The following is a 24598-nucleotide window of genomic DNA, read 5'->3' on the forward strand; positions in this document are numbered from 1 at the left end:
AGGATGGCAGGTCTGTTGTCGACCAATGCCATTCATTCACTCGATATGTTGCTGCATTTCCTGGCGGGCGCTGACGGAAAACACCCGTTCACCACATATTGGCGGATGGAAGAATATCGAATTCCGAGCGTCAATTCTCATCTGACCTGGGCCCTGCCGCACATTCATCACCGGCAATAGCGTCTATCGCGGAAATGTCAGGTCCATGCCGAGCATTGTGGCTAGCTTGAACGTGAAGAACAGCAGGCATAAGAGCAATAGCAATAAAATTGCCGCCATCTTGCTAACGGTACTTATGACAGCGCCCCTATTTGTTTTTTGATCTTGATCATAATGCCATTTTATGGCGAAAAACATGCCGGATCCAAGAATGGTAATTTTAAATATCATCAAAAAAACGGGAATATAATCCATTGTCTTTGGCGATCCTGATATGAAATCGAATTATATCTTTTCATATGCAAAGAAACGGGTGAAAAACATTGGACATAATGCCCGCTCCTGAACGAACATCATCGTCATGGCGTGAGCAGCGCAGAGGGGCTGCATGGTATCCGCCGCCGCCAGATCCAACAGACGATATTGAAGCTGCCAGTCCCAAAACAGAAAAAGCCCGCATCTCTGCGGGCTCAGCTCTGTTTTCGTGCTGTTAGCTACCAGTCGGCGCCAGACGCCAAATCACTCCCACTCGATCGTGCCGGGCGGCTTAGAGGTATAGTCGTAGACCACGCGGTTGATGCCCTTGACCTCATTGATGATGCGGGTCGCGACGCGGCTGAGGAAAGCGGCGTCGAAGGGGTAGATGTCGGCGGTCATGCCGTCGGTCGAGGTGACGGCGCGCACGGCGCACACGCTGTCATAGGTGCGGTGGTCGCCCATCACGCCCACGGTGCGGACCGGCAGCAGCACGGCGAAGGCCTGCCAGATGGCGTCGTACAGCCCAGCGTTGCGGATTTCCTCCAGATAGATGAAGTCCGCCTTGCGCAAAATGTCGCAGCGTTCCTTGGTGACTTCGCCGGGGATGCGGATGGCAAGGCCGGGGCCGGGGAAGGGGTGGCGGCCGACGAAGATGTCGGGCAGGCCCAGTTCCTTGCCCAGCACGCGCACTTCGTCCTTGAACAGTTCGCGTAAGGGTTCGACCAGCTTCATGTTCATGCGTTCGGGCAGGCCGCCGACATTGTGGTGCGACTTGATCGTCACGGAAGGCCCGCCGGTGAAGCTGACGCTTTCGATGACGTCGGGATAGAGGGTGCCCTGCGCCAGATAGTCGGCGCCGCCGATCCTGGCGGCTTCCTCCTCGAACACGGCGATGAATTCGCCGCCGATGAACTTGCGCTTCTTTTCCGGGTCGGTGAGGCCCGCGAGGCCGCCAAGGAAGCGTTCTTCCGCGTTCACATGGACCAGCTTGATACCATAATGTTCGCGGAACAGGCTGACCACCTGCTCGGCTTCGCCCAGACGCATCAGGCCATGGTCGACGAAGACGCAGGTCAACTGGTCGCCGATCGCTTCATGGATCAGGACGGCCGCGACCGCGCTGTCGACGCCGCCGGACAGGCCGCAGATGACGCGGCCTTCGCCCACCTGTTCGCGGATTTCGGCGATCTTGGTCGCGCGGAATTCGGCCATGGTCCAGTCGCCGGCGAGGCCGCAGACATGGCGGACGAAATTGGCGAGCAGCTTGGCGCCGTCCGGGGTGTGGACGACTTCGGGGTGGAACTGCGTGGCGTAGAAGCGCTTGGCTTCGTTCGCGGTGACGGCATAGGGCGCGCCCTCGCTGGTCGCGACGACCTCGAAGCCCGGCGCCAGGCTCGTCACCTTGTCGCCATGGCTCATCCAGACCTGGTGATTTTCACCGGTAGTCCACAGGCCGTCGAACAGAGCGCAATCCTTCTTCACCTCGATGAAGGCGCGGCCGAATTCGCCGCTTTCGCCGCCTTCGACATTGCCGCCCAGTTGCTGCATCATCGTCTGCTGGCCGTAGCAGATGCCCAGGATCGGGATGCCGGCGTCGAAAAAATGCTGTGGGGCGCGGGGGCTGTCTTCCCACATGACCGAGGAGGGGCCGCCAGACAGGATGATGCCCTTGGGCTTCATGCGTTCGAACGCTTCGGCGGCGGCGTTGAAGGGGGCGATCTCGGAATAGACGCCGGCTTCGCGGACGCGGCGGGCGATGAGCTGAGTCACCTGACTGCCGAAATCCACGATGAGGATGGAATCCTGAAGGGGCAGCGTCATCGAATCGCCTTTATATCGAGCGTGGGAAGGGATTCGCGCCCGGTTAGTCGTCCGGCCCCGATATGTCCAGTTATGCCTTGAAACGCTATGATTGGAATTGGCGCCCCGCCCGCCAGCCGATCAGCGCCGCGCCGGCCAGGATGGCGGCCGCGATCAGGAAGGCGCTGCCGATATAGGGCAGGGTCGGCCTTGGCCCGACTGACAGCGAATAGATGGCGCCGAAGAAGAGCGGGGAAATGACGCCGGCGATCGCGCCGACGCTGTTGTTTGCGCCCTGCAACTGGCCCTGTTCGGATTCGGAAACATGGCGCGTCATCAGCGACTGGATGGTCGGCATGGCCAGGCCCCAGAGCGCATTGGGGAAGATGGCGGCGACAAAAAGCATGGCGGTGGAGGCTAGGCCCATCGAGGCGATGCCGACCGCGCCGAAACACAGGCCCACGACCATGGTGGTGCGATCGCCCAACCGCTTGACCACAGGGCCGACCAGCAGCCCCTGCACCCCCATGTCGAGCAGGCCGACCAGCGCCAGCAGGCTGCCGACCTGCCACGCGCCCCAGCCATAGCGGTCCCCGGCATAGAGGACGAAGATGGCCGAGAAGATATGATGGGCGAAATAGAGCAGGAAATTGCCGACCGCGAGGCTGGACAGTTCGGGATGCGATTGCAGCAGCTTCATCGCGCCGAACGGATTGGCGCGGCGCCAGCTGAACGCCATGCGCTTTTCGGGGGCCAGCGATTCGGGCAGGACGAACAGGCCGTAGAGGAAGGCGAGGCCGGAGAGGATGGCGGCGGCCCAGAAGGGCGCCCGGTGCGAGATTTCGCCCAGTACCCCGCCCAGCAACGGCCCGGCGACGAAACCCGCGCTGAACGCCGCGCCGATCAGGCCATAGCCCTTGGCCCGGCCCTCCGGCGGGGTGATGTCGGCCATATAGGCGAAGGTGGAGGTAAAGCTGGACGAGGTGACGCCCGCCAGGATGCGGCCCAGCGCCAGCCACCAGAGATTGGGCGCCAGCGCCATCAGCACATAGTCGAGCGCGAGGCCGGCGACCGAGATGAGGATGACGGGGCGGCGGCCGAACCGGTCGGACAGAGAGCCGATCAGGGGCGAGCAGACGAACTGCATGCCCGCCCAGAGCGCCACGAACAGCCCGTTCCACATGCCCGCCGCCGCGTCCGAGCCGGACAGCGTCTCGATTAGTTGCGGCAGGACCGGGATGACGATCCCCATCGACATGACATCGAGCAGCGCCGTGATCAGGATGAAGAGGATCGCCGCGGTGCGGCGCGGGGGGGCGGTCATGCGGTGGGGCTATAGGGATACGCGGGGGTTGCCAAGGGGCGCAGGATGAAGTGCGCGATTTGGGGCGATTGCTACGAGCGTGCGCCAGCAGGGCGATGGGGATGTACCGGTGGCGCAACAGTCGCGCGGCATGCAAGAAATAAGGATCGGAAGACCGGTTTGGACGCGATCAGAAGCGGACTTGTCACAGCCCTTCCCACCTGCCCGATAGCCGTCATCCCAGCGAAGGCGAGGGTTTCTGGCGATAGTAGAAGGAGGCGGGTCAGTTCACGCCATCTGTTAACGGGGCGCCTGCCTAAGATGCCAGCCTTCGCTAGCATGGCCATGAAGGTCGGCTGACGACCAGAAGTGGACATGTCCCCCTCCCGTTTACGGGAGGGGGCTAGGGGGTGGGCTGGACGTCGCGACAGCCCACCCCGCTGCGACTAACGCGCTGCGCGCGCAAGTCTCGCTGCCCCTCCCGCAGGCGGGAGGGGAATGGCCGCTCTCCACCCATCTCGGCCCTTTGGCCATTCTATAATCCTCACCCCCCTAGCCCCATCGCCCCGCACCCGCTAAGGCCGCCCGATGGCGCGCGACATCCCCACGCTTCTCCACGATATTTTCGGGTTCACCGCCTTTCGCGGCGTGCAGGAAGAGGTGGTGGGTCGCGTCATGGCGGGGCGGCCGACGCTGGCGATCATGCCGACCGGCGCGGGCAAGTCGCTCTGCTATCAGCTACCCTCCGCCGCGCTCGACGGCTGCTGCATCGTCGTGTCACCGCTGATCGCGCTGATGCACGACCAGTTGCGCGCCGCCAATGCGGTGGGCCTGCGCGCCGCCAGCCTGACCAGCGTGGATGCCGACTGGCGCGAGACGCAGGATCGCCTCCGCAATGGCGATCTCGACCTGCTCTATGTCGCGCCCGAACGCGCCAGCCAGGAAAATTTCCGTAATCTGCTGCGTGCGACGAAGATCGCCCTCTTCGCCATCGACGAAGCCCATTGCGTGTCCGAATGGGGCCATGATTTCCGCCCCGACTATCGCCTGCTACGTCCGTTGCTGGACGAATTTCCGGACGTTCCGCGCCTCGCGCTCACCGCTACGGCCGACGCGCACACGCGGGAGGATATCCTCGTCCAGTTGGGCATCCCGCGCGATGGTCTCATCATCTCCGGCTTCGACCGGCCCAATATTCGCTACGCCGTCCACCCGCGCGACGGGCTGACCCGTCAGCTGGCCGACCTTGTCGCCGCCAATCCCGGCCCCGGCGTCGTCTATGCCCAGACCCGCGCCGCGACCGAGAAGCTGGCCGAAACGCTGGGGCGGGGCGGGCGTGCCGTGCGCGCCTATCATGCCGGCATGGACCCGGCGGTGCGCGCCGCCAATCAGGCCGCCTTCATCGCCAGCGAGGATATGGTGATGGTCGCCACCGTCGCCTTCGGCATGGGTATCGACAAGCCCGACGTGCGCTTCGTCGCCCATGCCGGCCTGCCCAAATCGATCGAGGGCTATTATCAGGAATCGGGCCGCGCTGGCCGCGACGGCGAACCGGCGGTCGCGCATCTCTTCTGGGGGGCGGAAGACTTCGCCCGCGCCCGCATGCGCATCGCCGAACTGGAGCCTGCCCGCCAGCCGGGCGAGCGCACCCGCATTGCGGCGCTGGGGGCCCTCGTCGAAACCGCCACCTGCCGACGTGCCATCCTGCTGCGCCATTTCGGCGAGCAACCGCCCGCCACCTGCGGCAATTGCGACAATTGCCTGACGCCGCCCGCCAGCGTCGATGCGACCGAGACGGCGCGCAAATATCTGTCCGCCGTCTACCGCACCGGGCAGAGTTTCGGCGCCGGCCATATCGAGGCGGTGCTGACCGGCACGCCCAACGACAAGATTCGCGAGCGCGGCCACGACCGTATCTCCGTCCATGGCATCGTCGCGGGCGATGAAGTCGCGCTGCTGCGCCCCGTCTCGCGCGCGCTGCTGGTACGCGATGCGCTGGAAACGACGGAACATGGCGGGCTGATGCTCGGCCCCAATGCCCGGCCGATCCTGCGCGGGGAGGAGGAGGTGCGCATCCTGATGCCGCCCAAGCGCGAACGGCGTAGCAAGCGCAGCGCCCGCAACGGCGCGGACGCCAACCCGGTCGGCGATCCGCTGTTCGACGCCCTGCGCGCCTGCCGCCGCGAACTGGCGCAGGAGGCCGGGGTGCCGCCCTATGTCATCTTCCACGATTCGACCCTGCGCGAAATGGCCGAGCAGCGCCCGTCCTCCATCCGCGAAATGAGCCATATCAGCGGCATCGGCCAAAAGAAGCTGGACGCCTGGGGCGACGCCTTCCTCGCTGCGATCCGCCCCTTCCTCTGACCAAATATCTTGAAACCTCGCTTTCCAGAGCGCATGGGGCAGGCAAAGGAGAAGCCCATGTTCCGCAAGCTGACCGACCGCATCCTCGTATCCCCGCAGATCAGCGTCGAGCAGGTCGGTGAGGCGAAGGCGCAGGGCGTCACCCTCATCATCAACAATCGCCCCGATGATGAAGAGCCGGGCCAGGTCAACGGCGCGGAGATCGAAGCGGCGGCGCAGGCCGCAGGCATCGCCTATCTGGCCGTGCCGGTCGCCCATGGCGGCTTTGCCCCCTGGCAGCTGGACGGCATGGCGCAGGCGCTGGAACAGGCCGACCACGGCAAGCTGCTGGCCTATTGCCGCTCAGGCACGCGCAGCACTTTGCTGTGGGCGCTGACCCGCGCCCGCGCCGGCGACAATGGCGATGTGCTGGCCGCCCAAGCCGCCGCCGCCGGTTACGACATCGCCCCCGTGCGTCAGATCATGGACGCATTGGCCGCCCAGTAAGGCCTGCAACACAACGTTATCCCGGACTTGATCCGGGATCCCTCTTTCTTTCATCATGAAAATGGCAGGCGCATTCCAGCGCCCTGCCTCAATTCTTGCGCTGCGGAACCGTGAAGGTGCCCGAGACGCGCCCGCTTGGGCTGGTCGCGGTGCCGGTACTGCCACCGCCCGAAGACCGGCCGTCCACCGTCGATCGCCCGCTATTGAGGTCCATCACCAGCCGCCCGCCGGTCAGCTTGTTCGCCCCTTGCGTCAGCGTGACATTGCCCAGCATGGTGATCAGTTTGCTGTTGAGGTCGTAGATGGCGACATTGCCGCGCGCGGTCTGGTCCGCCTTGGTCACCACGACATTGCCCGATGCGTCGATCCGGTTGATCTGGATGCCATCGGTGCCGGTGCCGCCGCCCGGTTGGTTATTATAGGCCACGGTCATGCGCGCCGCGTTCAGCGTCATGCCGGCCTGCGTCACCACGACATTGCCCGACACGACGACGCGGTCGGCGCGATCCTGCACCTCGATCCGGTCGGCGTTGAAATTGACCGGGGCGTTGCTGTCGTGATTCTTGAACACCTGTGCGCTCGCGCCCGCGAACATCAGCGCGGCAGTACCCATGAAGGCGGTCGACAGCAGGATCAGGGTGCGTTTCATCAGTTTCGCCCTTTGAGACCATTTTGCTCGATGCGCAAGCTTGCCCGGCCATTCAGCGTCACGGTGCGCGCGTTCATGTCCGCTTCCAGATGGTCGCCACTGAACGTGCCGATCGGGATGCGGCCATCGACCCGGCCCGCGCTCTTCATCCGCCGGGTTTTGAGGTCGACGCCCACGTCGCGCGTGGTCAGCCGATATCCGCCCGCCGCCTCGAACTGCACCGGTCCCTGAATGCCGACCCGCTCTGTTTCCATGTCGTACCGGCCCTTTTGCGCCGTCAGCACGGCCGGGCCGTCCGACAGCAGGATGCGCGCGGACAGGGTGTTGAGGTCGACGACCGGCTCGCGCGAGCTTTTCTGCACGGCGGATCCGGCGCGCAGGGAGAAGGGCTGGCCCTTGCTGTCCTCGCCGCGATACAGCGCCTCGGTCAGCCGCATCCGGTCCTTCGCCACCTCGACCTTGTTCTTGTCGAGCACGAAGCTGACCTTGTCGCCGCCCGTGAAGGGCGCGGTCGCCAGCAATGCCGCCAGCACGCCGACCGCGACCGGCAGCCAGTTTTTCAGCAGCCCGACCAGCCGGTCATGGCTGCCGCCCGGCCGCGCCCAATGGCGGCGCACGTCGCGTTGCTGATCGGCCTGGACGGACACGAAGCGTCTGCTCCCTTACATATGCGCGAAAATGTCGATTTCCGGCCAGCCGGCCAGATCGAGTTCGGCGCGGTGCGGCAGGAAGTCGAAACAGGCCTGGGCCAGTTCCATCCGCCCTTCGCGGATCAGCCTTTTGTCCAGTTCGGCCTTCAGCGCATGCAGATAGCGCACGTCCGACGCGGCATAATCCTTCTGCGCGTCCGACAGGACCGGGCCGCCCCAGTCGCTCGACTGCTGCTGCTTGCTGATATCCTGGCCCAGCAGTTCGCGGACCAGTTCCTTCAGGCCATGGCGGTCGGTATAGGTGCGGATCAGGCGCGACGCGATCTTGGTGCAGTAAACCGGCGCGGCCACCACGCCCAGATAATGTTTGATCGCGGCGATATCGAACCGGCCGAAATGATAGAGTTTCAACCGCTCCGGATCGGCCAGCACCGCCTTCAGGTTCGGCGCGGCATAATCGCTGCCGGGATTGAAGCGGACGAGATGCTCATCGCCCTTGCCATCGCTGATCTGGACCACGCACAGGCGGTCGCGCGGGGTGATGAGGCCCATCGTTTCGGTGTCGATGGCGATCGGGCCGGGGGCGAGGACGCCGGCGGGCAGATCTTCTTCATGGAAATGCACGGTCATGGCTTCCCCTCTATGGCGAAACCGGTTCGACCGCAATCGGCCCTTTTGCCTGCGCAAAAGCTGCGGCAGGGCGCGTCTTTCCTGCGTCGAGCCGTGGAATATCCGGACTTTTTCCATTATTGGAACGGAACATGACCGCAACAGTGAAAATCATTCGCGCTGCCCTGAAAAGTTGATATAGTGATTCCCAAACCCGCCTCTGCGGTGGATTCTGCATGTCATTCGCCCGACATGTTTGTCCGATTGTCTTTGGGGCGAAGCGAAAGTGACTAACAGGGCATGAGTTTTGATAGAGGTCGCCGCGGCGGGCGCGGCAAGGATAAGCGCGACGGTTTCGGCGACGACAACTTCTACGGTGGTGGCGATCGTGGTGGCTTCGGCGGCGGCGGTGGTGGCTTCGGCGGTGATCGCTTCGGCGGTGGCGGCGGTGGCTTCGGCGGCGACCGTGGTGGTTTCGGCGGCGGTGATCGCGGCGGCTTCGGCGGCGGCGGCGGTGGTCGCGGCGGCTTTGGCGGCGGCGGCGGTGGTTTCGGCGGTGGCGGCGGCGGTGGTCGCGGCATGCCTGCCCAGGTCGTCGGCGAAGGCAAGGGCGTTGTTAAGTTCTTCAACGGCCAGAAGGGTTTCGGCTTCATCGTCCGTGACGATGGCGGCGAAGACGTGTTCGTCCACATCAGCGCGGTCGAACAGGCCGGTCTGACCGGTCTGGCCGAAGGTCAGCCGCTCGGCTTCACGCTGGTCGATCGTGGTGGCAAGGTGTCGGCGACCGATCTGGTCATCGACGGCGAACCGCTCCCCGTCACCGATCGCGGCCCGCCGCGCGAAGCCCGCGAACCGCGCGCCGGTGGCTTTGGTGGTGCACCCGATCGTGGCCCGCAGCGTCAGCTGACCGGTGAGCGCTCCAGCGGCACCGTGAAGTTCTTCAACGCGATGAAGGGCTTCGGCTTCATCCAGCGCGACGACGGCCAGCCCGACGCCTTCGTCCACATCAGCGCCGTGGAACGCGCTGGCATGGCCGCCCTGAACGAAGGCGACCGCCTCGACTTCGAACTGGAAGTCGATCGTCGCGGCAAATATGCTGCGGTGAACCTCCAGTCGAAGGCCGAATAAGGCCGGACGGATCATCCCTGTTTTCAGGGAGAGGATGAAAGGGGCTGCCTGAAAAGGCGGCCCCTTTTGCTTTGGATGTGCCTTCGCATGACTGGTTGGCGGTGGGCCGTCGCGACCGTGCAAATGGCGCGAGTGGGGTAGGCGGACCATCTGCTTTTAGCCCTCTCCCGTTTTCACGCGAGAGGGCATTGAAGTGTTCGGCCTTGGTCGATTTTACCCGGTCAGCTATCCTACCCGAAACTGCACAGACCGCTCATCGGCAAGGTTCAGTGACTCGCAGACCGGTGACAGCCACAAGGGGCGGAAAGCGGACGTTCACTGGAGCCATAGATAAACCTTAGCCGGTAGCCGGTCTCGCGCGACGAGAGGAGACTATACGGACTATCATACTTGTGGTGATCAGCGCGATCGGCAGTCCGAACAACGCCAACAATATCATTTGATGGGCTGCGTAGGCGAAGGCGCCACATGATGATGGGGTGTCTAAGCCGTAGCTCGGTGCGTCCGTGTCCGACACGCCGAAGAACGGGCATACGCCCTCCAACTTCTCAGGCCACTGAACAAAGGATCCATATAGAATTAAGAATATAACTGCGAAGACGAATAGTCCCAGCGTTATATTTGCATATCTCAATTGGAGGAAATTCCCTCTTCCGAGCACGGCCGTTAGCAGCCAATAAATGGCTATCGAGGTCGCCACAGCAGTATGGAACGCGAGCCAATCTCTCCGTAGGACTGAAATCGCCCAAGTCCGCTCGTTACCATCCAAACCCTCAATGGCCCCGACGATCTGTGGCAAAAAAGCAATCTGCGCCAATGCGACGATACACAAAGGTGCCGCTGTAATGCTAAAGCCCAATGTCGCCGCTCTAAGCCGATTTGCTGGCGCGGCTATAGTTTCAGTCAGGTGCAATCTGCTCATCGAGCAAGTAGAACTTATCAGAGCAATGGCTGCAAGTGGCTGGGTGCACCCGGTCTGCTATCTCTCCTGGAATAGCCTGCCAGTGGTCGGCAAGCACGCAGCCATCGCCGATCGGGAATAGCTGCCAACGATGATCTTTCCCATCTCCAGTTCCGGACATCCGTTCGCATCGAGCCTGTAGAAGCCTGTTCTGGGCGACGCGGCAGGCGGATCGGGAGTGGTCCGCCAGGCCCGCTTGCTACCCACTCACTGGAACGGTGCGTCTCGAATCTTCCAATGTAGGATAATCTTTGATCTATCCTGCGGGATGAGGCCGTTCTTTCCGACACCATTCCCCGCTCACGCGCCGGAGAGTCCACATGACCCGGCCGCCGGGCTGCTGTTGATGGCCTGTCGCGTCGATGGCGTGGGCGTGTCACGCCTCTGTCGCGGCCGGCCGCTTAGGGGAAGCGTCGGGGAGGCGTCGCGAGCGCCTTGCAAGCGCTTCCTCCCGAAAAAGGGCGACGACACTATGAACTTCGCCCCCGACGCGCACCTGTAACCTCAGTGTTACGCCCGGCGCCTCACCACAGCACGCCATCGACCGGTTGCAGCGGCGGCGGGGCGGGCAGGCCGATCGCCTGGTTCAGGTCGCCCTCGATCGTGGTGGTGATGCTGGTCAGCGGCAGGTCGTGGACGTCATTGCCGAACGGATCGACCAGATCGTCGCCAATCTGGAGCACCGCCAGGAACATGAAGCCCGCCACCGCCGACCCCACCGGCGTCGCCATGCCCAATGTCTCGACCAGCCCGACCGGCAGCAATATGCAGAACAGCCGGGTGAAATATTTGGGGAAGGCGCGATATTGGGCGGGCAGCGGCGTGTTCTTGATCCGCTCCATGCCGCCCTGCGCATTGGACATGTCGACAAGCATGCCCTCGATCCGGGTCTGCTGGATGGTGTCGATCCAGCCATGCTGCACCGCGTTCATCAGCCTGCGGTCGGACCCGTCGAGCAGGCCATTGGCCGGATTGCGCCGCTCCAGTTCGGGCAGCGCCGCCTCTTCGCCCAGCACGCGCCGCATGTCGGGCGCCGGATCTTCGCGCCGCAACTGGCAGCGCAGCGCATGGACATAGGCGATATGCCGCTTCACCAGCGTCACACCCATGGCGCGCGCGTCGGGCGTGTCGGGCAGGTAGGCCAGAACCGCGCGGGTAAAGCTGCGCGACACATTGACCATCGCGCCCCACAATATGCGGCCCTCCCACCAGCGCGAATAGGCGCTGTTGACGCGGAAGCCCAGCACCAGCGCCAGCGCGGTGCCGAAGATGGTCAGCGGCAGCGCCGGCGCCTTGAACGGCGAGATATAGTAGAAAATGGTGACGGCCAGATCCCAGAAGAACAGCGCGATCAGCGCGCTCCATGCCTTCTGGAAGCTCTGGCGGATACGGGGGGACCGTCCGACGATCATAGGGGCTATCTCTTAAAGGGCGTCGCCGCCCTCATCGTCCAGTTTCAGCCAGGCATGGCGCAGCGCCAGACCACCGACGATACCCACGATCTTCAACAGGGTGGCGTGCAGGGTCGGCGTCGAATCCATCAGCGCCAGGCCCAGGCAGATCGCGCACAGCAGCATCGCGGCATAGATGGGCAGGGCTTCGATATCGTTCCAGGCGATCGGCGGATCGACCTTGGCGCGGCGGGCGCTCAGCATCGGCATGGGCAGAAACTCCGTGGTGAAATTGCGGGATCGCCTATGAAAATGATGCGTCGCAAAAGCTTCCGTCAACGCCATGCGTCCGACGCAAGGCTGGGTTGCGTACCGTGAAATCCGGCAAGAAAAGCTTACAAAAGCGTGGGTTTGGAGAGACGCAGCAACGAAACCATACCGTATCGCAACAGCCGATCTATTGCGTTGCAGCATCGACCGCCTAGCTTGGGTGGATGGCCGACCGCTTTGCCGAAATCGAATCCTTTGTGAAGATCGCCGAATCGGGCACGCTGTCCGAAGCGGCGCGTCGGCTGGGTCTGTCGCTGGCCGCGACCAGCCGCAGACTGTCACAGTTGGAGGCGCGGCTGGGGGTCATGCTGATCCGCCGTAACAGCCGCCATCTGTCGCTGACGGAGGAAGGTTCGCTGCTCTATGACAAGGCCGGCCGGGCCTTGAGCGCCATCGACGATGTCGAAACCGACGTGATGCGCCGCGCGACAGAAGCAACCGGCCTGCTGCGGGTGGTGACGACCGTCAATGCCGCGCGCATGCGCCTGGCGCCGCTGTTCCGCGAATATGCGACGCTGCATCCCGACGTCGCCATCCACCTCGAAACCGCCGAACAGGCAACCAATATCGTCGAGACGGGGCATGACATCGCCATCTGCTTCGACCCGCCGCCGGACAGTATGCTCACCATGAAGCGGCTGACTGACAATCCGCGCCTGCTTTGCGCCGCGCCGGACTATCTCGCCCGCCGCGGCCGGCCTAAGAGCGTCGCGGACCTCGCGCTGCACGACAATATCGTTGTGGGCGAAGCGCAGCAGGACATCTGGCGCTCGGTGGTCGGCAGCGGCAATAGCCCGCGCGTGACGCTCAGCACCAATGACGGCGAAATGGCGCGCGCCTGGGCGCTGGATGGCGCGGGCATTGTCATCAAATCGCTGTGGGAAGTGGCCGACGATCTCGACACTGGCCGGCTCCAGCAATTGCTGCCGGAACTCCCGTTGCCGGCCTCGTCCATTGTCGCGCTTTACGTGCCGGGGCAGGGGGAAATGGCGAAGGTTCGCTCCTGCCTCGACTTCCTCGCCCGCCATCTCAAGCGCGACTGGGTAGCCAAGGCGGCCTAAACCCGCCGGAACGGAAAGGGCGCGATCGTCCGTTCATAGCTGTGCAGGTCCAGCGCGCGCGTGACCGGCGGCAGCGCCCGATCCGGACAGTCGCGCCGCTCGCACAAGTGGCATGTCGGCCCAACCTCGGTGGCATTGCCCTTGTCCAGATCGATCCCGTCCGCATGGACGATCCGCCCGCCATGTTTCGCCTCGCACCCCAGCGCGATCACCGCCCGCCCGCGCGCTGCACCTTGTGGCAGGCCGATCGCCAGCGTCAGGAACCGCTTGCCGTCCAGCGTCTCGACCAGCTGTGATGTCACCTTGTCTACCTCTTGTGTGGCATGCGCATCCCAGCGCGGGCAGGTGCCACCGAAACGGGCGAACGGCCAGGCCTCGCCATCGAAGCGCTTGGAGACAAGTCCCGCCCGGTCGATCCGCGCCATGAAGAAGGGGATACCGCGCGCGCCCGTGCGGTTGAGGCTGGTCAGCCGATGCGCCAGTTGCTCGGTCGATACGCCGAACCGGTCGCGCAGCAATGGCAGGTCATGCCGGCTCTGCTCCGCCGCCTGCCGGAACCGGTCATAGGGCATGATGAGGGCGGCCGCGGCATAGTTGGTCAGCGCCATCACCGCGAGCCTGCGGCTATCCTCATCCGGGGGCGCGGCGCGGGCAATCTGCGCGGCGATCGCATCGGCCAGTTCCTGCGCGCACAGATGATAGGCGATGGCGAACAGCCGCCCGGACGCGGGCAATCGCTCGCTCAGCAACAGCCTTCGCCGGTGCATGTCATAATGGCGCAGCGTCCCGGCCAGCACATCACCGCGCACCACCTGCACGTTCATGCCGTGCCGGTCCTTCAGCCGCGTGCGCAACTCGGCCTGCAACAGGGCAGGATCGTCCGGCAGGTCGGCGTCGATCGCCTCCGCTCCGGCGTCGATTTCCGCGAAATGATTGCCCGCCCGCGATATCGTCTCGCGCAGCCAGTCGACCGGCGCGACCAGCGGTGCCGGCCCGCTGCGCTCCAGCGCCTCGCCCGGCAGCCGGCGCAAATCGCCCAGCGCGCGATAGAATCGGGCGATCGCCTCACTGACGCCGGGGTAGTTTTCCGCCACCTCCAGCACTTCGTCGCGTGCGATGCCGATGTCGCGCACCAGCGCATCGGACAAGATCTCGCTCAACTCTCCGGGACCGCCCTCCTGCGCCTGTGCCGTGAAATCGCGAATGTCGATGTCATAGGTATTGGCCAGCCGTAGCAGCATCTGCGCCGTTAACGGTCGCTGGTTGCGCTCCAGATGGTTGAGATAGCTGGGCGACACGCCCAGTTCTTCGGCCATCTGCGTCTGGTTCAGGCCCAGTTCGCGGCGCAGCACGCGCAGCTTCGGTCCCAGATAGAGTTTGCGATCGGTCAGCTCTGCCATAAAGTCATAATGTCATAGAATGACTAAATGACCAAATCGGATTGTGACTTGCGGCCACTCATCGGCCTTATCGCGGGCGATGCATCTGTCTATCTCGGTGTTCATCAGCCCGGACGGGCCAAGCCGCGAAGGACAGAGATATGACCACCGACACGATCGACCAGACCCGCGAGCCGAGCCGTTCGCGCGCCGTTTTCTCCCAGCAGGATTTCGGCCTGATCCGCACCGCCATCGCGCACTATCTGAAGGAAGTGCAGGACCAGCCGGAATCGATCAAATATGCCAATCTCTATCACCGCCTCGGCCGCGTGGCCTGACGGATCGGACGGACCAAATAGAAAGGGCGCGGGATCACTCCCGCGCCCTTTTGTTATGCCCAATGGACGAATTCTCAGAACAGTCGCGTCAGCCCGTAGAAGAGCGCGCCGATCGCGGCCGAGGCGGGCAGGGTCACGACCCAGGCGACGATGATGCTCGACGCCACGTTCCACCGCACCGCCGACAGCCGCCGTGATGCGCCCACGCCGACGATCGCGCCGGTAATGGTATGGGTGGTCGATACCGGCACGCCCAGATGGGTCGCCATGAACAGGGTGATGGCCCCGCCCGTCTCCGCACAGAAACCCTGCGCCGGGGTCAGCCGGGTGATCTTCGACCCCATCGTATGGACGATCTTCCAGCCGCCAAGCAGCGTGCCGAGGCCCATGGCCGCCTGACAGCTCAGCACCACCCACATCGGCACATGGAAACCGCCGGTCAGCATGCCCTGCGAATAGAGCAGCACGGCGATGATCCCCATCGTCTTCTGCGCGTCATTGCCGCCATGGCCCAGCGAATAGAGCGATGCGGACACGAGTTGCAGCTTGCGGAACACTTTGTCCGCGCCCTGCGGCGTGAACTTGCGGAAGATCCAGCTGATGACCAGCACCAGCATCAGTGCCAGAAACAGGCCGACGGCGGGCGAAATGACGATCGCCGCACTCGTTTTGAACACGCCGCTCCACACGACTGCGCCCAGCCCCGCCTTGGCGGTGCCCGCGCCCAGCAATCCGCCGATCAGCGCATGGCTGGAGGAAGACGGGATGCCCAGCCCCCAGGTGATGAGGTTCCAGGCGATCGCCCCCATCAGCGCGCCGAAGATCACCTGCGGGTCGATGATGCTGGCGTCGACGATGCCCTTGCCCACCGTCTCGGCCACATGCAGGCCGAAGAAGAGGAAGGCGATGAAGTTGAAGAAGGCGGCCCAGGCGACCGCATATTGCGGTTTCAGCACGCGGGTCGACACGATGGTCGCGATCGAGTTGGCGGCGTCGTGCAGGCCGTTCAGGAAATCGAACAGCAAGGCGACACCGATCAGCGCGATCAGTAGGGGTAGGGCGATGGGGTCCATGGGATTGACATCTGTCCTTCAATATTCCGTTCGTCCTGAGTAGCCGCTGAGCGAAGCCGAAGCGGCGTATCGAAGGATGGGGGCAATGCGCGACCCTTCGATACGGGCCTTCGACTTCGCTCAGCGGCTACTCAGGGCGAACGGGTAAGGGCAAAGCCCATCAGGCGTGGTCGATGACCAGGCCAGAAATTTCGTTGGCGACATCCTCGAACCGGTCGGTGACCTTTTCCAGATGGCTGTAAATCTCGTTGCCGACGATGAAGTCCATCGGATTGCCCGCCCGCGCCTGCTCGTACAACGCCTTCAGCCCTGCTTCGTGCAGGATATCGGCATGGCCCTCCAGCTTGACGAGCCGCTCGGTCAGGTCGTGCAGTCGGGTCGCGTTCAGGTTCAGCGAACGCAGCAGCGGCATCGCCTCGGCGGTGATGCGCGCGCATTCCACGATCAGCGCGCTCATATCCTGCATTTGCGGGGCGAAATCCTTCACCTCGTACAGGGCGATCGCCTTGGCGGTCTGGTTCATCTGGTCGATCGCGTCGTCCATGACGCCGATCAGGCCGGTGATAGCGCTGCGGTCGAACGGGGTGACGAAGATGCGGCGCACATCCTGCAACACGTCGCGGATGATATCGTCCGCTTCATGCTCGCGGTCGGATATTTCCTTGATATGTTCGGCCATGTCCGGGCCGCCCTTGAGCAGCTTGGCCAGCGCATCCGCGCCGACGACCAAAGTGGCGGCGTGATCCTCGAACTGCTCGAAGAAGCGCCCCTGTTTGGGCATCAACGCATGAAACCAGCGCAGCATTCCAGTCCTTTCACTTTGCTTTTCGCGGATCGCCAGCAACAGCCGGAAGAACCAGCCGGGATTGGCGGGCGGTTCGCGGAAGGCCGCGATGATCGACTGCAAATCCGGTTCGTCCACCGCTTTTGCAGCGTCGGCTACCGGGAACCAGCGCAGCTCCCTTTGACCCTGTTCGGGCCATTGCGTCAGGTGGCCGGTGACCGCAAGCGGAAAAACCTCGACCGTCGCCTCGCGCGAGTTGCCGTTGCGCTTGCGTTTGTCATAGCGATAGCGGCCGAGCGGGGCGGGACAGGCGATGCCATGGATGCCCGCTTCCTCATAGGCTTCCAGTTCGGCGGCGCGGTGGCCGGCCATGCCCTTGATCCGATTCCCCTTGGGAATCACCCATCGCCGCGTCTCGCGCGACGTGATCAGCAGGATCTGCATCGCGCCGTTCGCATCGGTCGTATAGGGAAGGGCGGCAATCTGGCGCATGGAGCGCTTGTAACGAAATTGTCACAAAACGCAAGATTCTACTCATGGGACGGGGCGGCGCCAGCACGCCCCGTCCCATTGCCGTCTTACAGCGAGAAGCGTGCCGTCACACGAATGTCGCGCCCGGCGAGCGGGGCGAAATCCTTGAGCACGCTGGCGTGGCGGCGGGCCTCCACATCGAAGATATTGTTCGCCGACAGCATCAGCGTCGTGCGGTCATTGCCCTTGAACGGCTTGAAGGCCAGCGACGCGTTGACCAGCGTAAAGCCGTCGGTCGGTGTTTCCGTCGCGGCGATCCGGTTCTGCTCGAACACATGTTCGACCTCGGCCCGCGCGGTGATCCGCTCGCCCTGCGCCTCGATCCCGCCCAGCAGGCGCAGCGGGGGAATGCGCGGCGCCGGGCCGCTGCCCTTGATGGTCGCGCGGACATAGTCGGCCACGCCATCCAGGTTGATCGCATAGCCCCCCAGTTGCGCCAGCTTCACATTGCCCTCGGCCTCGAAGCCATAATAGCGGGCGTCGGCCTGATTATAGGCGTAGCAGGGGAATTCCAGCTCGGCCCCGCCATTGGCGGCCTGGCACACGCTGTCATCGACGATCGAGTCATAGATATAGCCGTCGAACCAGTTGTGATAGGCGGAGAAAGAGACGCTATAGCCAGTGCCCTGACCGCGCAGCGTGCCTTCGACGCCCCAGCTCTTTTCCTTGTTGAAGTCGGCATTGCCCAGTTCGAACGCCTGCGTGCCGGCATGATTGCCACGGGCGAACAGTTCCTCGGCCGACGGCGCGCGTTCGCTGCGCGACAGGTTCAGGCCCACGCGCCAGCCCGGCATGACCGCCTGGCTGATGCCCAGCGATCCGGAAAGCGCGTTGAAATTGCGGCGTCCGCCCGCTGTGAACAGATCCTCGTCTGCTACCGCCGACAGATCCGTATGCTCGAACCGGCCGCCAGCCTCGATGCGGGTGTCGCCCAGATCCAGCGATTGCAGGGTGAAGACGCCCAACTGGTTCGTCTCGTTGCGCGGCAGGAACTTCTCCTCGCCGACCGCCTCGAACCGGCGAGTGAAGAATTGCGCGCCGAAAGCACCGTCCCAGCCGCCCTGACGCGCCTGGATGAACTCCAGTCGGCTTTCCATCGACTGGTTCTTGAAGGTCGTGCCCACCTCGCCGGTCGGCTCGATTTCCTGATGCTGATATTGTGCCCAGCCCGCGCGCAGGCGGATACTGTCCAGGAAGCCGCCACCGGTCGCCACTTCGCCGCGCAGGTCGGCGCGCGTCTGCTTCATCGACAGTGTCACATCCTCATGGGTGTGGCCCGGCTCGTCATGGTCGTGATCTTCGCCTTCATGGTCATGATCCTCGGCCACATCGATCCGCGACGGCACGCCATAGCGATTTTCGCTGTGCGATACCGACACGCCCAGATTGCCGCCCGTGCCGACATAGGCGAAGCCGCCCGCCACTTCCCATGTTTCGGCGGCCGTGTTGGGCAGCTTGCCCTTCCACTGACCGTCCTCGCGAATTTCCGCATCATCCGACTGGGCGGCGATCGCCCGCATCGGTTTGGACAATATATAGCCGCCGGTGCGCAGATCGTCGGTCTTGGTCCAGCTGCCGTCGACATGGACGACGAAATTCTGCGCGATCGGTGCTTCGACTTCGCCGCTCAGCGTGCGCTCATTGGCGGCGCTGCCATAGGTGGCGATGCCATCGACATGGATCGGCTCGTCTGGCACGCGGCGCGGAATGCGGCTGTCGATCACATTGACCACGCCGCCGATCGCCGACGACCCATAGAGCAGGGCGGCCGGGCCGCGCAGCACTTCGATCCGGTCGGCGGTCAGCGGATTGATCGCGACCGCATGGTCGACCGATGTGTTGGACACGTCGAAGCTGCCGATGCCGTCGGTCAGGATGCGCACGCGCTCCCCCTGGAAACCGCGCAGGATCGGGCGGGAGGCGTTGGGGCCAAAGCTGGTGGCCGACACGCCCGGCTGGCGTGCCAGCGTCTCGCCGATGCTGGGGCGCAGGTCGCGGACCAGCTTCTCGCCGGTCAGGACCGATGTGCCCGACAATATGTCGCCCTGCCGGCGCGGGATCAGCGCGGTCACGACGATGTCGGACTTGGCATCGTCATGATAGGCTTGATCGGGGGCAGCGGCCTCTTCGGCCAGGACAGGAAAGGCAAGGCACAGCGCGGACAGCGCGCAACCGGCGCGCAGCAACGGAAAGCGGGACATGAGGATCAACCCTTTTGGTTCTGGTCTGATGTGACCCTGTATCTAGGATGATACATCATATCAAGATCGGTCTGCCGCATTTCTGCTGCGATGCGACATTAAATCTTCGTCATGATGTTAGAGAAACAGAAACTCCGCCAGCGCTTCGACCGCCGGCTTGGCGGTCGATCGCGGCGCAATCGCCTGGCGAATTTCGATGGAGGGCAGCGGCATATCGAGTGCCAGCCGCTGCACGCCGCTCATCCGCCCGATATCGCGCGCCAATGGACCGAACGCCGCGAAACAGCCTGCGCCTTCCCGCAGCGCGGCGATGATCTCGAACATATTGTCGCTTTCCAGCAGCGGCATCATGTTGCGAAACCGCCCCTTGGCCAGTGCCGCCTCGATAATGTCGCGCATCCCGCTGCGCGTCTCCAGCGCCAGCATCGGCGTAAGCGCCAGATCGTCGCGGCTGACGCTGTCGGCCCGCGCCAGCGCATGGTCGCTGCCGGCGTACAGGTTCAACTGTTCCGACCAGCCATAGCGCGAACCGAAGTCCGTCGGCTCCTCCAGCGCATAGAAATAGGCGATGTCCGCCCGTCCGTTGGCCAGCGCGCTCGCTGCATCCCCCGCCGTATGGACATGCAGGTCCAGCGTGATGGCGATATCCTCGTTCGCTGCCTCGAACGCGGTCAGTCCGTCCTGTATCTGGCCGAACACCGGCGCCGGCGCGGCCAGTGTTATGACCTGTCGTGCTGTCCCCTCCAGCACAATGGGGGGAGGGGCCGCGACCGGAATGACGGCAGGAACGGGGGGTGTTTCAGGCTCGGCGTCGGGCGGAAGGACTTCCTCTATCGGTGCTTCGATCGGTGCGGGCGTATCCTGCGTCAGCAGCGTCATCGCCTGCGCGGTCTTGCGCCCCGCCGGCGTCAGCCGCGTCGCCCCGTCCAGATCCTCGAACAACCGATAGCCCAGCCGCATCTCCAGCGATGCCAGGTCCTGCAACACCTGCTCGATGCTGAGGCCCATATTAGCCGCGCATCGCGTCACACCGCCGGCTGCCACCATCTGCGCGAATATATCCAACTGGCGCAGGGAAGGACTGTTCATGTCCGGGATGTAGAACAAATGATGCAGGGGGTTAAGGGGCGATCTGCGCTTTATGGCGCAATCATGGTTGACGAGCGCTATCCGATAATGGCAGGGCGCTCTCCTGCCGGGCGGGTATAGCTCAATGGTAGAGCACTAGCCTTCCAAGCTTGTGATGCGGGTTCGATCCCCGCTACCCGCTCCAGCCCTACCCTACATTCCCCGCCGGCGGTCCTGAACTGCCCCGCTCGACCAGCGTGAACAGGAATTCCGGCGCATCCGCCGGGCCGTTGGCCAGCGCGTCGATGACGGAGCGGCCCATATCCTCCAGCGGCTGGCGCACGGTGGTCAGCGGCGGCCAGGATGTCAGGCTTGCGGTCGTGTCGTCGAACCCCGTGACCGACAGATCCTCCGGCACGCGCAGGCCGATGCGATGGGCCAGCGTCAGCACCCCCAGCGCCATTTCGTCATTGGTGGCGAAGACGGCGCTTGGCGGCTGGGGCAGGGCCAGCAAGGCTTCGCCCGCCTCGATGCCTGAGGCGAAATCGAACCGCCCCTCCACGAACAGGTTCTCTTCCACGGCGATGCCCGCCGCTGCCAGCCCGTCGCGAAACCCGTCGACCCGCCGCAACGCCGCGCGGTGGGTGGGTGGCGGGGTGATGACGCCGATACGGCGATGGCCGAGGCCAATCAGATGGTCGGCCACCATGCGCCCCGCTGCGCGCTCGGGCGTGTGGATGGTGAAGCTCGCCGCCGTCACCGACCCGGCGATCCGGGCGCAGGGCAGCTTCATGTCTGCCAGTCGCGCCAGCAGCCCCTCATCGTCCGACAGCGGCGGCACCAGCAGCACGCCGTCCGGGCGCAGCGCCCCGACCAGCCGTTCCAGCACCTCATAGCGCTCTTCGCCCCCGATGGAGATCGGCTCGACCACCAGATGATAGCCCAGTTCCCGGCAGCGCCAGGCCGCACCGATCTGGATACGGCTGACATAGCCGGGGGCGGGGTTGTTGTAGAGGAAAGCGATCATGAACGACTTGCCCCCGGCCAGCCGCCGTGCCGACTGGTTGGGGCGATAGCCCAGTTGTGCGATGGCGGCGTCCACCCGCGCCTGCAAAGCTGGGCTGACATTGGGCGCTTTGTTGACGACGCGCGATACCGTCTTGATCGAAACCTGGGCAAGCGCGGCGACGTCGTGAATACTGGTCATGGATAAACCATGGCGACAGCCGACGGCGGTTGGCAAGAGGCATTGGCAACAGGCCGGGCGGAAGATTATGGTCTGCCGCAGTTGCCGAGGGGCTGAGGCGACAAGGAACCGATCATGACCAACATCGTCAATCTGCGCCAGGCGCGCAAAACAAAGGCGCGGACCGACAAGGCAAAGCTTGCCGATGAAAATCGCGCCCGCTTTGGCCGGACCAAGGCGCAGCGGCACGCAGATGATATGGAAGAGCAGCGCCGAAAGACTCTGCTGGAAGGCGCCAGGCGAGATCGTGGTGAAGAAAAGTAAAGTTTCGTTTATTACCTCAATGATGAAGTGATGGTTTCATCATCTTCTGTAAATGTCGCATTCATGTCAAAATGAACAATTGTTCATCTTTTTCATCCTGGCGTTCATCAATAACAATTCGTCGTGATTCTGATGCATGCTTTGCGTTGAATCACGCATTCGGTCGTTGACTGATCACTATGACTGGAAATATTCGCACAAACCGCCCCGCCAGGGCCGCGATTGCCGCTGTTCTGGCTTTGACTGCCACCCCGCTGCTGGCTCAGACCGTCGACGTGCCGGCCGCTCCGCCGACCGCACCGGTCATGGTGCCGGATGCCGCGCCAGCCGTAGCGCCCATGCCCGCGACGGCGCCCCCTGCATCGACAATGACTGCGCCGACAGCGCCTGACGCCTCGGCGCCGGCCACGCAGTTCACACCCAGCCAGCCTGTTGTACAGGCGACCCCGCCGATCGACGAGCGGATCGCCGCCGCGACCGCCGCTGCCGAAGCGGAAAAGGCCTCGCCTGTGGCGACCATGCCTCGCACCGCGCAGCGCGCTGCCCCGGCTCCGGCCGCGACCCGTCCGGCGCCTGCACCCCGCGCGGTTTCGCCAGCGCCGGCTGCTCCTGTCGCAACGTCTGAACCGGCTCCGGTGACGCCGCCGGCCGCACCGATGGCCCAGCCTGCGCCCGAAGCCACGCCAGCGCCTGTCGCCGCATCGGCTGATCCTGCTGCGGCGCGCACCGATCAGGCTTTGCTCTGGGCGCTGGGTGGCGGTGCGCTGCTGCTGCTGGGGCTGGGTGGTGCCGCGCTGGTCCGCCGTCGTCGCCCGAGCGAGGAAGACGCGGTCGTGCCGGTCTATGAACCCGCGCCTGTTCCCGCGGCTCCGATGCCGGCCATGGCCGCGCCGGTCGCCCCGCGCCCCGCCATGGCCAGCCCGCGCATGGGCGAAGACGCCACGCTGGAAGCGATGGTGGCTGAGGCGCCCAGTGCGGAAAACCCGTTCCGCACGCGTACGAAGCGTCTGCGCCGCGCCCAATATCTGATCGCGCAGCGTGAAGCCGCTTCGGTCACCGCGCCCGCGCCTCAGACGACGCATGCCGAACCCGTGTCGGTCCCGGCCGCCGATCGCAGCCAGACCGTCTATCGCTTCGGCAGTCAGCGGGCCTCGTCGGGTTTCCTGCGCCCGCGTCCCGCCAAGTAAGGCGCAGGTCCATGACTGAAGGGGCGGAGGGTCCGTGATCCTCCGCCCCTTTTCCTGTGCGGCTCTTGTTGCGCTTTGAGCGATCGGCTGTTACCGGCGCGCCGGTCATTACCGCGCCTCGTTAACGGAAGAATCGCTCAGCCATGTCAGACAAGATCAACCGCATCGTCCTCGCCTTTTCCGGTGGTCTAGACACCAGCGTGATCCTGAAATGGCTTCAGCAGACCTATCAGTGCGAGGTGGTGACCTTCACCGCCGATCTGGGGCAGGGCGAGGAGCTGGAACCTGCGCGGGCCAAGGCCCGCCTGATGGGCGTCAAGGAAGAGCATATCTTCATCGACGACCTGCGCGAAGAATTCGTGAAGGATTATGTCTTCCCGATGATGCGCTCCAATGCGCTCTATGAGGGCCTCTATCTGCTCGGCACCTCGATCGCCCGTCCGCTGATCGCCAAGCGCCAGATCGAGATCGCCAAGCAACTCGGCGCCGACGCCGTCAGCCATGGCGCCACCGGCAAGGGCAATGATCAGGTCCGCTTCGAACTGGGCTATTATGGCCTCGCCCCGGACATCAAGGTGATCGCCCCCTGGCGCGAATGGGATCTGACCAGCCGCACCAAGCTGATCGAGTTCGCCGAAAAGCACCAGATTCCGATCCCGCGCGACAAGCGTGGCGAAAGCCCCTTCTCGACCGACGCCAACATGCTGCACACCTCGTCGGAAGGTAAGGTTCTGGAAGATCCGTGGGAAGAAACCCCGGACTATGTCTATTCGCGCACGGTGAATCCGGAGGATGCGCCCGACGCACCCGAATATATCACCATCGACTTCGAGCGTGGTGATGGCGTGGCGATCAACGGCGTCGGCATGTCACCCGCAACGCTGCTGGAAACGCTGAACGAATATGGCCGCAAGCATGGCATCGGTCGCCTCGATCTGGTCGAGAACCGTTTCGTCGGCATGAAGTCGCGCGGCATGTATGAAACGCCGGGCGGCACCATCTATCATCTCGCCCATCGCGGCATCGAGCAACTGACGCTCGACCGTGGTGCCGCGCATCTGAAGGATGAACTGGCCCCCAAATATGCCGAACTCATCTATAACGGCTTCTGGTTCTCGCCCGAGCGCGAGATGCTTCAGGCCGCGATCGACTATAGCCAGGAAAAGGTCACCGGTACCGTTCGCCTGAAGCTGTACAAGGGCGGCGTCTATGTCGTCGGCCGCAAGTCGCCTTATTCGCTCTACAGCGAAAAGGTCGTGACGTTCGAGGATGACGCGGGCGCCTATGACCAGCGCGACGCGGCCGGCTTCATCAAGCTGAACGCCCTTCGCTTGCGCCTGCTGGGGCGCCGCGATCGCTGATACCGGTGCGGCTTCCC

Annotated in this window: 22 protein-coding genes and 1 tRNA gene; 10 read left to right on the plus strand and 13 right to left on the minus strand. The window is 64.0% G+C overall.

The window, feature by feature from the left end; translation table 11 throughout:
* The first annotated feature begins 3 nt into the window (after positions 1 to 3).
* Positions 4 to 180 carry a hypothetical protein gene (locus RQH62_RS00140; protein WP_311266727.1) on the plus strand — a complete coding sequence of 59 codons (177 nt, stop codon included), beginning with the start codon at positions 4 to 6 and terminating at the stop codon, positions 178 to 180.
* Positions 181 to 678: 498 nt separating this feature from the next.
* On the opposite strand, the gene guaA is transcribed toward RQH62_RS00140, so the two are convergent.
* A complete protein-coding gene (gene guaA, locus RQH62_RS00145) occupies positions 679 to 2238 on the minus strand; it encodes a glutamine-hydrolyzing GMP synthase (RefSeq protein WP_311266728.1) in 1560 nt (519 codons plus the stop codon).
* An 85-nt stretch (positions 2239 to 2323) separates the two neighbouring features.
* Positions 2324 to 3541 (minus strand): TCR/Tet family MFS transporter, encoded by a 1218-nt coding sequence (locus RQH62_RS00150; protein WP_311266729.1) that lies wholly within the window; start codon positions 3539 to 3541, stop codon positions 2324 to 2326.
* Positions 3542 to 4108: 567 nt separating this feature from the next.
* Here RQH62_RS00150 and recQ point away from each other — a divergent pair.
* Together recQ and RQH62_RS00160 are read left to right on the plus strand one after the other, a co-directional pair.
* The gene (gene recQ / locus RQH62_RS00155; protein WP_311266730.1) at positions 4109 to 5884 is read left to right on the plus strand and encodes a DNA helicase RecQ; all 1776 of its coding nucleotides are present in this window, start codon (positions 4109 to 4111) and stop codon (positions 5882 to 5884) included.
* 57 nt (positions 5885 to 5941) lie between these two features.
* Positions 5942 to 6370 carry a TIGR01244 family sulfur transferase gene (locus tag RQH62_RS00160; protein ID WP_311266731.1) on the plus strand — a complete coding sequence of 143 codons (429 nt, stop codon included), beginning with the start codon at positions 5942 to 5944 and terminating at the stop codon, positions 6368 to 6370.
* Between the two features lie 88 nt (positions 6371 to 6458).
* On the opposite strand, the gene RQH62_RS00165 is transcribed toward RQH62_RS00160, so the two are convergent.
* From RQH62_RS00165 to RQH62_RS00175, 3 genes are read right to left on the minus strand one after another with little or no spacing between them, the layout of a single operon-like run.
* The gene (locus RQH62_RS00165; RefSeq protein WP_311266732.1) at positions 6459 to 7019 is read right to left on the minus strand and encodes an LptA/OstA family protein; all 561 of its coding nucleotides are present in this window, start codon (positions 7017 to 7019) and stop codon (positions 6459 to 6461) included.
* Positions 7019 to 7666 (minus strand): LPS export ABC transporter periplasmic protein LptC, encoded by a 648-nt coding sequence (locus RQH62_RS00170; protein WP_311266733.1) that lies wholly within the window; start codon positions 7664 to 7666, stop codon positions 7019 to 7021. The genes RQH62_RS00165 and RQH62_RS00170 overlap by 1 nt, the downstream gene beginning before the upstream one ends.
* Positions 7667 to 7681: 15 nt before the next feature.
* Complete coding sequence (locus RQH62_RS00175; protein ID WP_311266734.1) at positions 7682 to 8299, minus strand: ribonuclease D; 618 nt, start codon at positions 8297 to 8299, stop codon at positions 7682 to 7684.
* 279 nt (positions 8300 to 8578) lie between these two features.
* Between RQH62_RS00175 and RQH62_RS00180 the strand changes: the two genes are divergently transcribed.
* Positions 8579 to 9406, plus strand: a complete 828-nt coding sequence (locus tag RQH62_RS00180) for a cold-shock protein (RefSeq protein WP_311266735.1) — start codon at positions 8579 to 8581, stop codon at positions 9404 to 9406.
* Between the two features lie 1485 nt (positions 9407 to 10891).
* Here RQH62_RS00180 and RQH62_RS00185 read toward each other — a convergent pair.
* Complete coding sequence (locus RQH62_RS00185) at positions 10892 to 11779, minus strand: bestrophin family ion channel (RefSeq protein WP_311266736.1); 888 nt, start codon at positions 11777 to 11779, stop codon at positions 10892 to 10894.
* A 12-nt stretch (positions 11780 to 11791) separates the two neighbouring features.
* Entirely contained in the window at positions 11792 to 12028 is a 237-nt protein-coding gene (locus RQH62_RS00190) for a hypothetical protein (protein ID WP_311266737.1), read from the minus strand.
* Between the two features lie 224 nt (positions 12029 to 12252).
* Here RQH62_RS00190 and RQH62_RS00195 point away from each other — a divergent pair, with 224 nt between their 5' ends.
* Positions 12253 to 13149 (plus strand): LysR family transcriptional regulator, encoded by an 897-nt coding sequence (locus RQH62_RS00195; protein WP_311266738.1) that lies wholly within the window; start codon positions 12253 to 12255, stop codon positions 13147 to 13149.
* Here the strand turns inward: RQH62_RS00195 and RQH62_RS00200 are convergent.
* On the minus strand, positions 13146 to 14549 hold the full coding sequence (locus tag RQH62_RS00200) for a short-chain fatty acyl-CoA regulator family protein (protein WP_311266739.1): 1404 nt from the start codon (positions 14547 to 14549) through the stop codon (positions 13146 to 13148). The genes RQH62_RS00195 and RQH62_RS00200 overlap by 4 nt on opposite strands.
* Positions 14550 to 14689: 140 nt before the next feature.
* Here RQH62_RS00200 and RQH62_RS00205 point away from each other — a divergent pair, with 140 nt between their 5' ends.
* Positions 14690 to 14866 carry a hypothetical protein gene (locus RQH62_RS00205; protein WP_170267472.1) on the plus strand — a complete coding sequence of 59 codons (177 nt, stop codon included), beginning with the start codon at positions 14690 to 14692 and terminating at the stop codon, positions 14864 to 14866.
* Between the two features lie 74 nt (positions 14867 to 14940).
* Here the strand turns inward: RQH62_RS00205 and RQH62_RS00210 are convergent, their stop codons facing one another.
* The 4 genes from RQH62_RS00210 to RQH62_RS00225 all read right to left on the minus strand — a co-directional run bounded on the left by RQH62_RS00210 (position 14941) and on the right by RQH62_RS00225 (position 20544).
* Complete coding sequence (locus tag RQH62_RS00210) at positions 14941 to 15939, minus strand: inorganic phosphate transporter (RefSeq protein WP_311266740.1); 999 nt, start codon at positions 15937 to 15939, stop codon at positions 14941 to 14943.
* Between the two features lie 160 nt (positions 15940 to 16099).
* Complete coding sequence (locus RQH62_RS00215) at positions 16100 to 17215, minus strand: DUF47 family protein (protein WP_311266741.1); 1116 nt, start codon at positions 17213 to 17215, stop codon at positions 16100 to 16102.
* Positions 17216 to 17301: 86 nt separating this feature from the next.
* The gene (locus tag RQH62_RS00220; RefSeq protein ID WP_311266742.1) at positions 17302 to 19455 is read right to left on the minus strand and encodes a TonB-dependent receptor domain-containing protein; all 2154 of its coding nucleotides are present in this window, start codon (positions 19453 to 19455) and stop codon (positions 17302 to 17304) included.
* A 117-nt stretch (positions 19456 to 19572) separates the two neighbouring features.
* Complete coding sequence (locus tag RQH62_RS00225) at positions 19573 to 20544, minus strand: LysR family transcriptional regulator (protein ID WP_311266743.1); 972 nt, start codon at positions 20542 to 20544, stop codon at positions 19573 to 19575.
* Between the two features lie 110 nt (positions 20545 to 20654).
* On the opposite strand from RQH62_RS00225, the gene RQH62_RS00230 reads away from it, so the two are divergent.
* Positions 20655 to 20728, plus strand: a tRNA-Gly gene (locus RQH62_RS00230).
* 3 nt (positions 20729 to 20731) lie between these two features.
* Here RQH62_RS00230 and RQH62_RS00235 read toward each other — a convergent pair.
* A complete protein-coding gene (locus RQH62_RS00235) occupies positions 20732 to 21730 on the minus strand; it encodes a LacI family DNA-binding transcriptional regulator (RefSeq protein WP_311266744.1) in 999 nt (332 codons plus the stop codon).
* 114 nt (positions 21731 to 21844) lie between these two features.
* On the opposite strand from RQH62_RS00235, the gene RQH62_RS00240 reads away from it, so the two are divergent.
* From RQH62_RS00240 to RQH62_RS00250, 3 genes are all read left to right on the plus strand, one after another.
* Positions 21845 to 22033 carry a DUF4169 family protein gene (locus RQH62_RS00240; RefSeq protein WP_311266745.1) on the plus strand — a complete coding sequence of 63 codons (189 nt, stop codon included), beginning with the start codon at positions 21845 to 21847 and terminating at the stop codon, positions 22031 to 22033.
* Positions 22034 to 22272: 239 nt separating this feature from the next.
* On the plus strand, positions 22273 to 23220 hold the full coding sequence (locus RQH62_RS00245) for a hypothetical protein (RefSeq protein ID WP_311266746.1): 948 nt from the start codon (positions 22273 to 22275) through the stop codon (positions 23218 to 23220).
* A 143-nt stretch (positions 23221 to 23363) separates the two neighbouring features.
* The gene (locus tag RQH62_RS00250; RefSeq protein WP_093086307.1) at positions 23364 to 24581 is read left to right on the plus strand and encodes an argininosuccinate synthase; all 1218 of its coding nucleotides are present in this window, start codon (positions 23364 to 23366) and stop codon (positions 24579 to 24581) included.
* The last annotated feature ends 17 nt before the right edge of the window (positions 24582 to 24598 follow it).

The organism is Sphingobium sp. WCS2017Hpa-17 (assembly GCF_031843765.1).
In the GTDB taxonomy this organism is placed as follows: Bacteria; Pseudomonadota; Alphaproteobacteria; order Sphingomonadales; family Sphingomonadaceae; genus Sphingobium.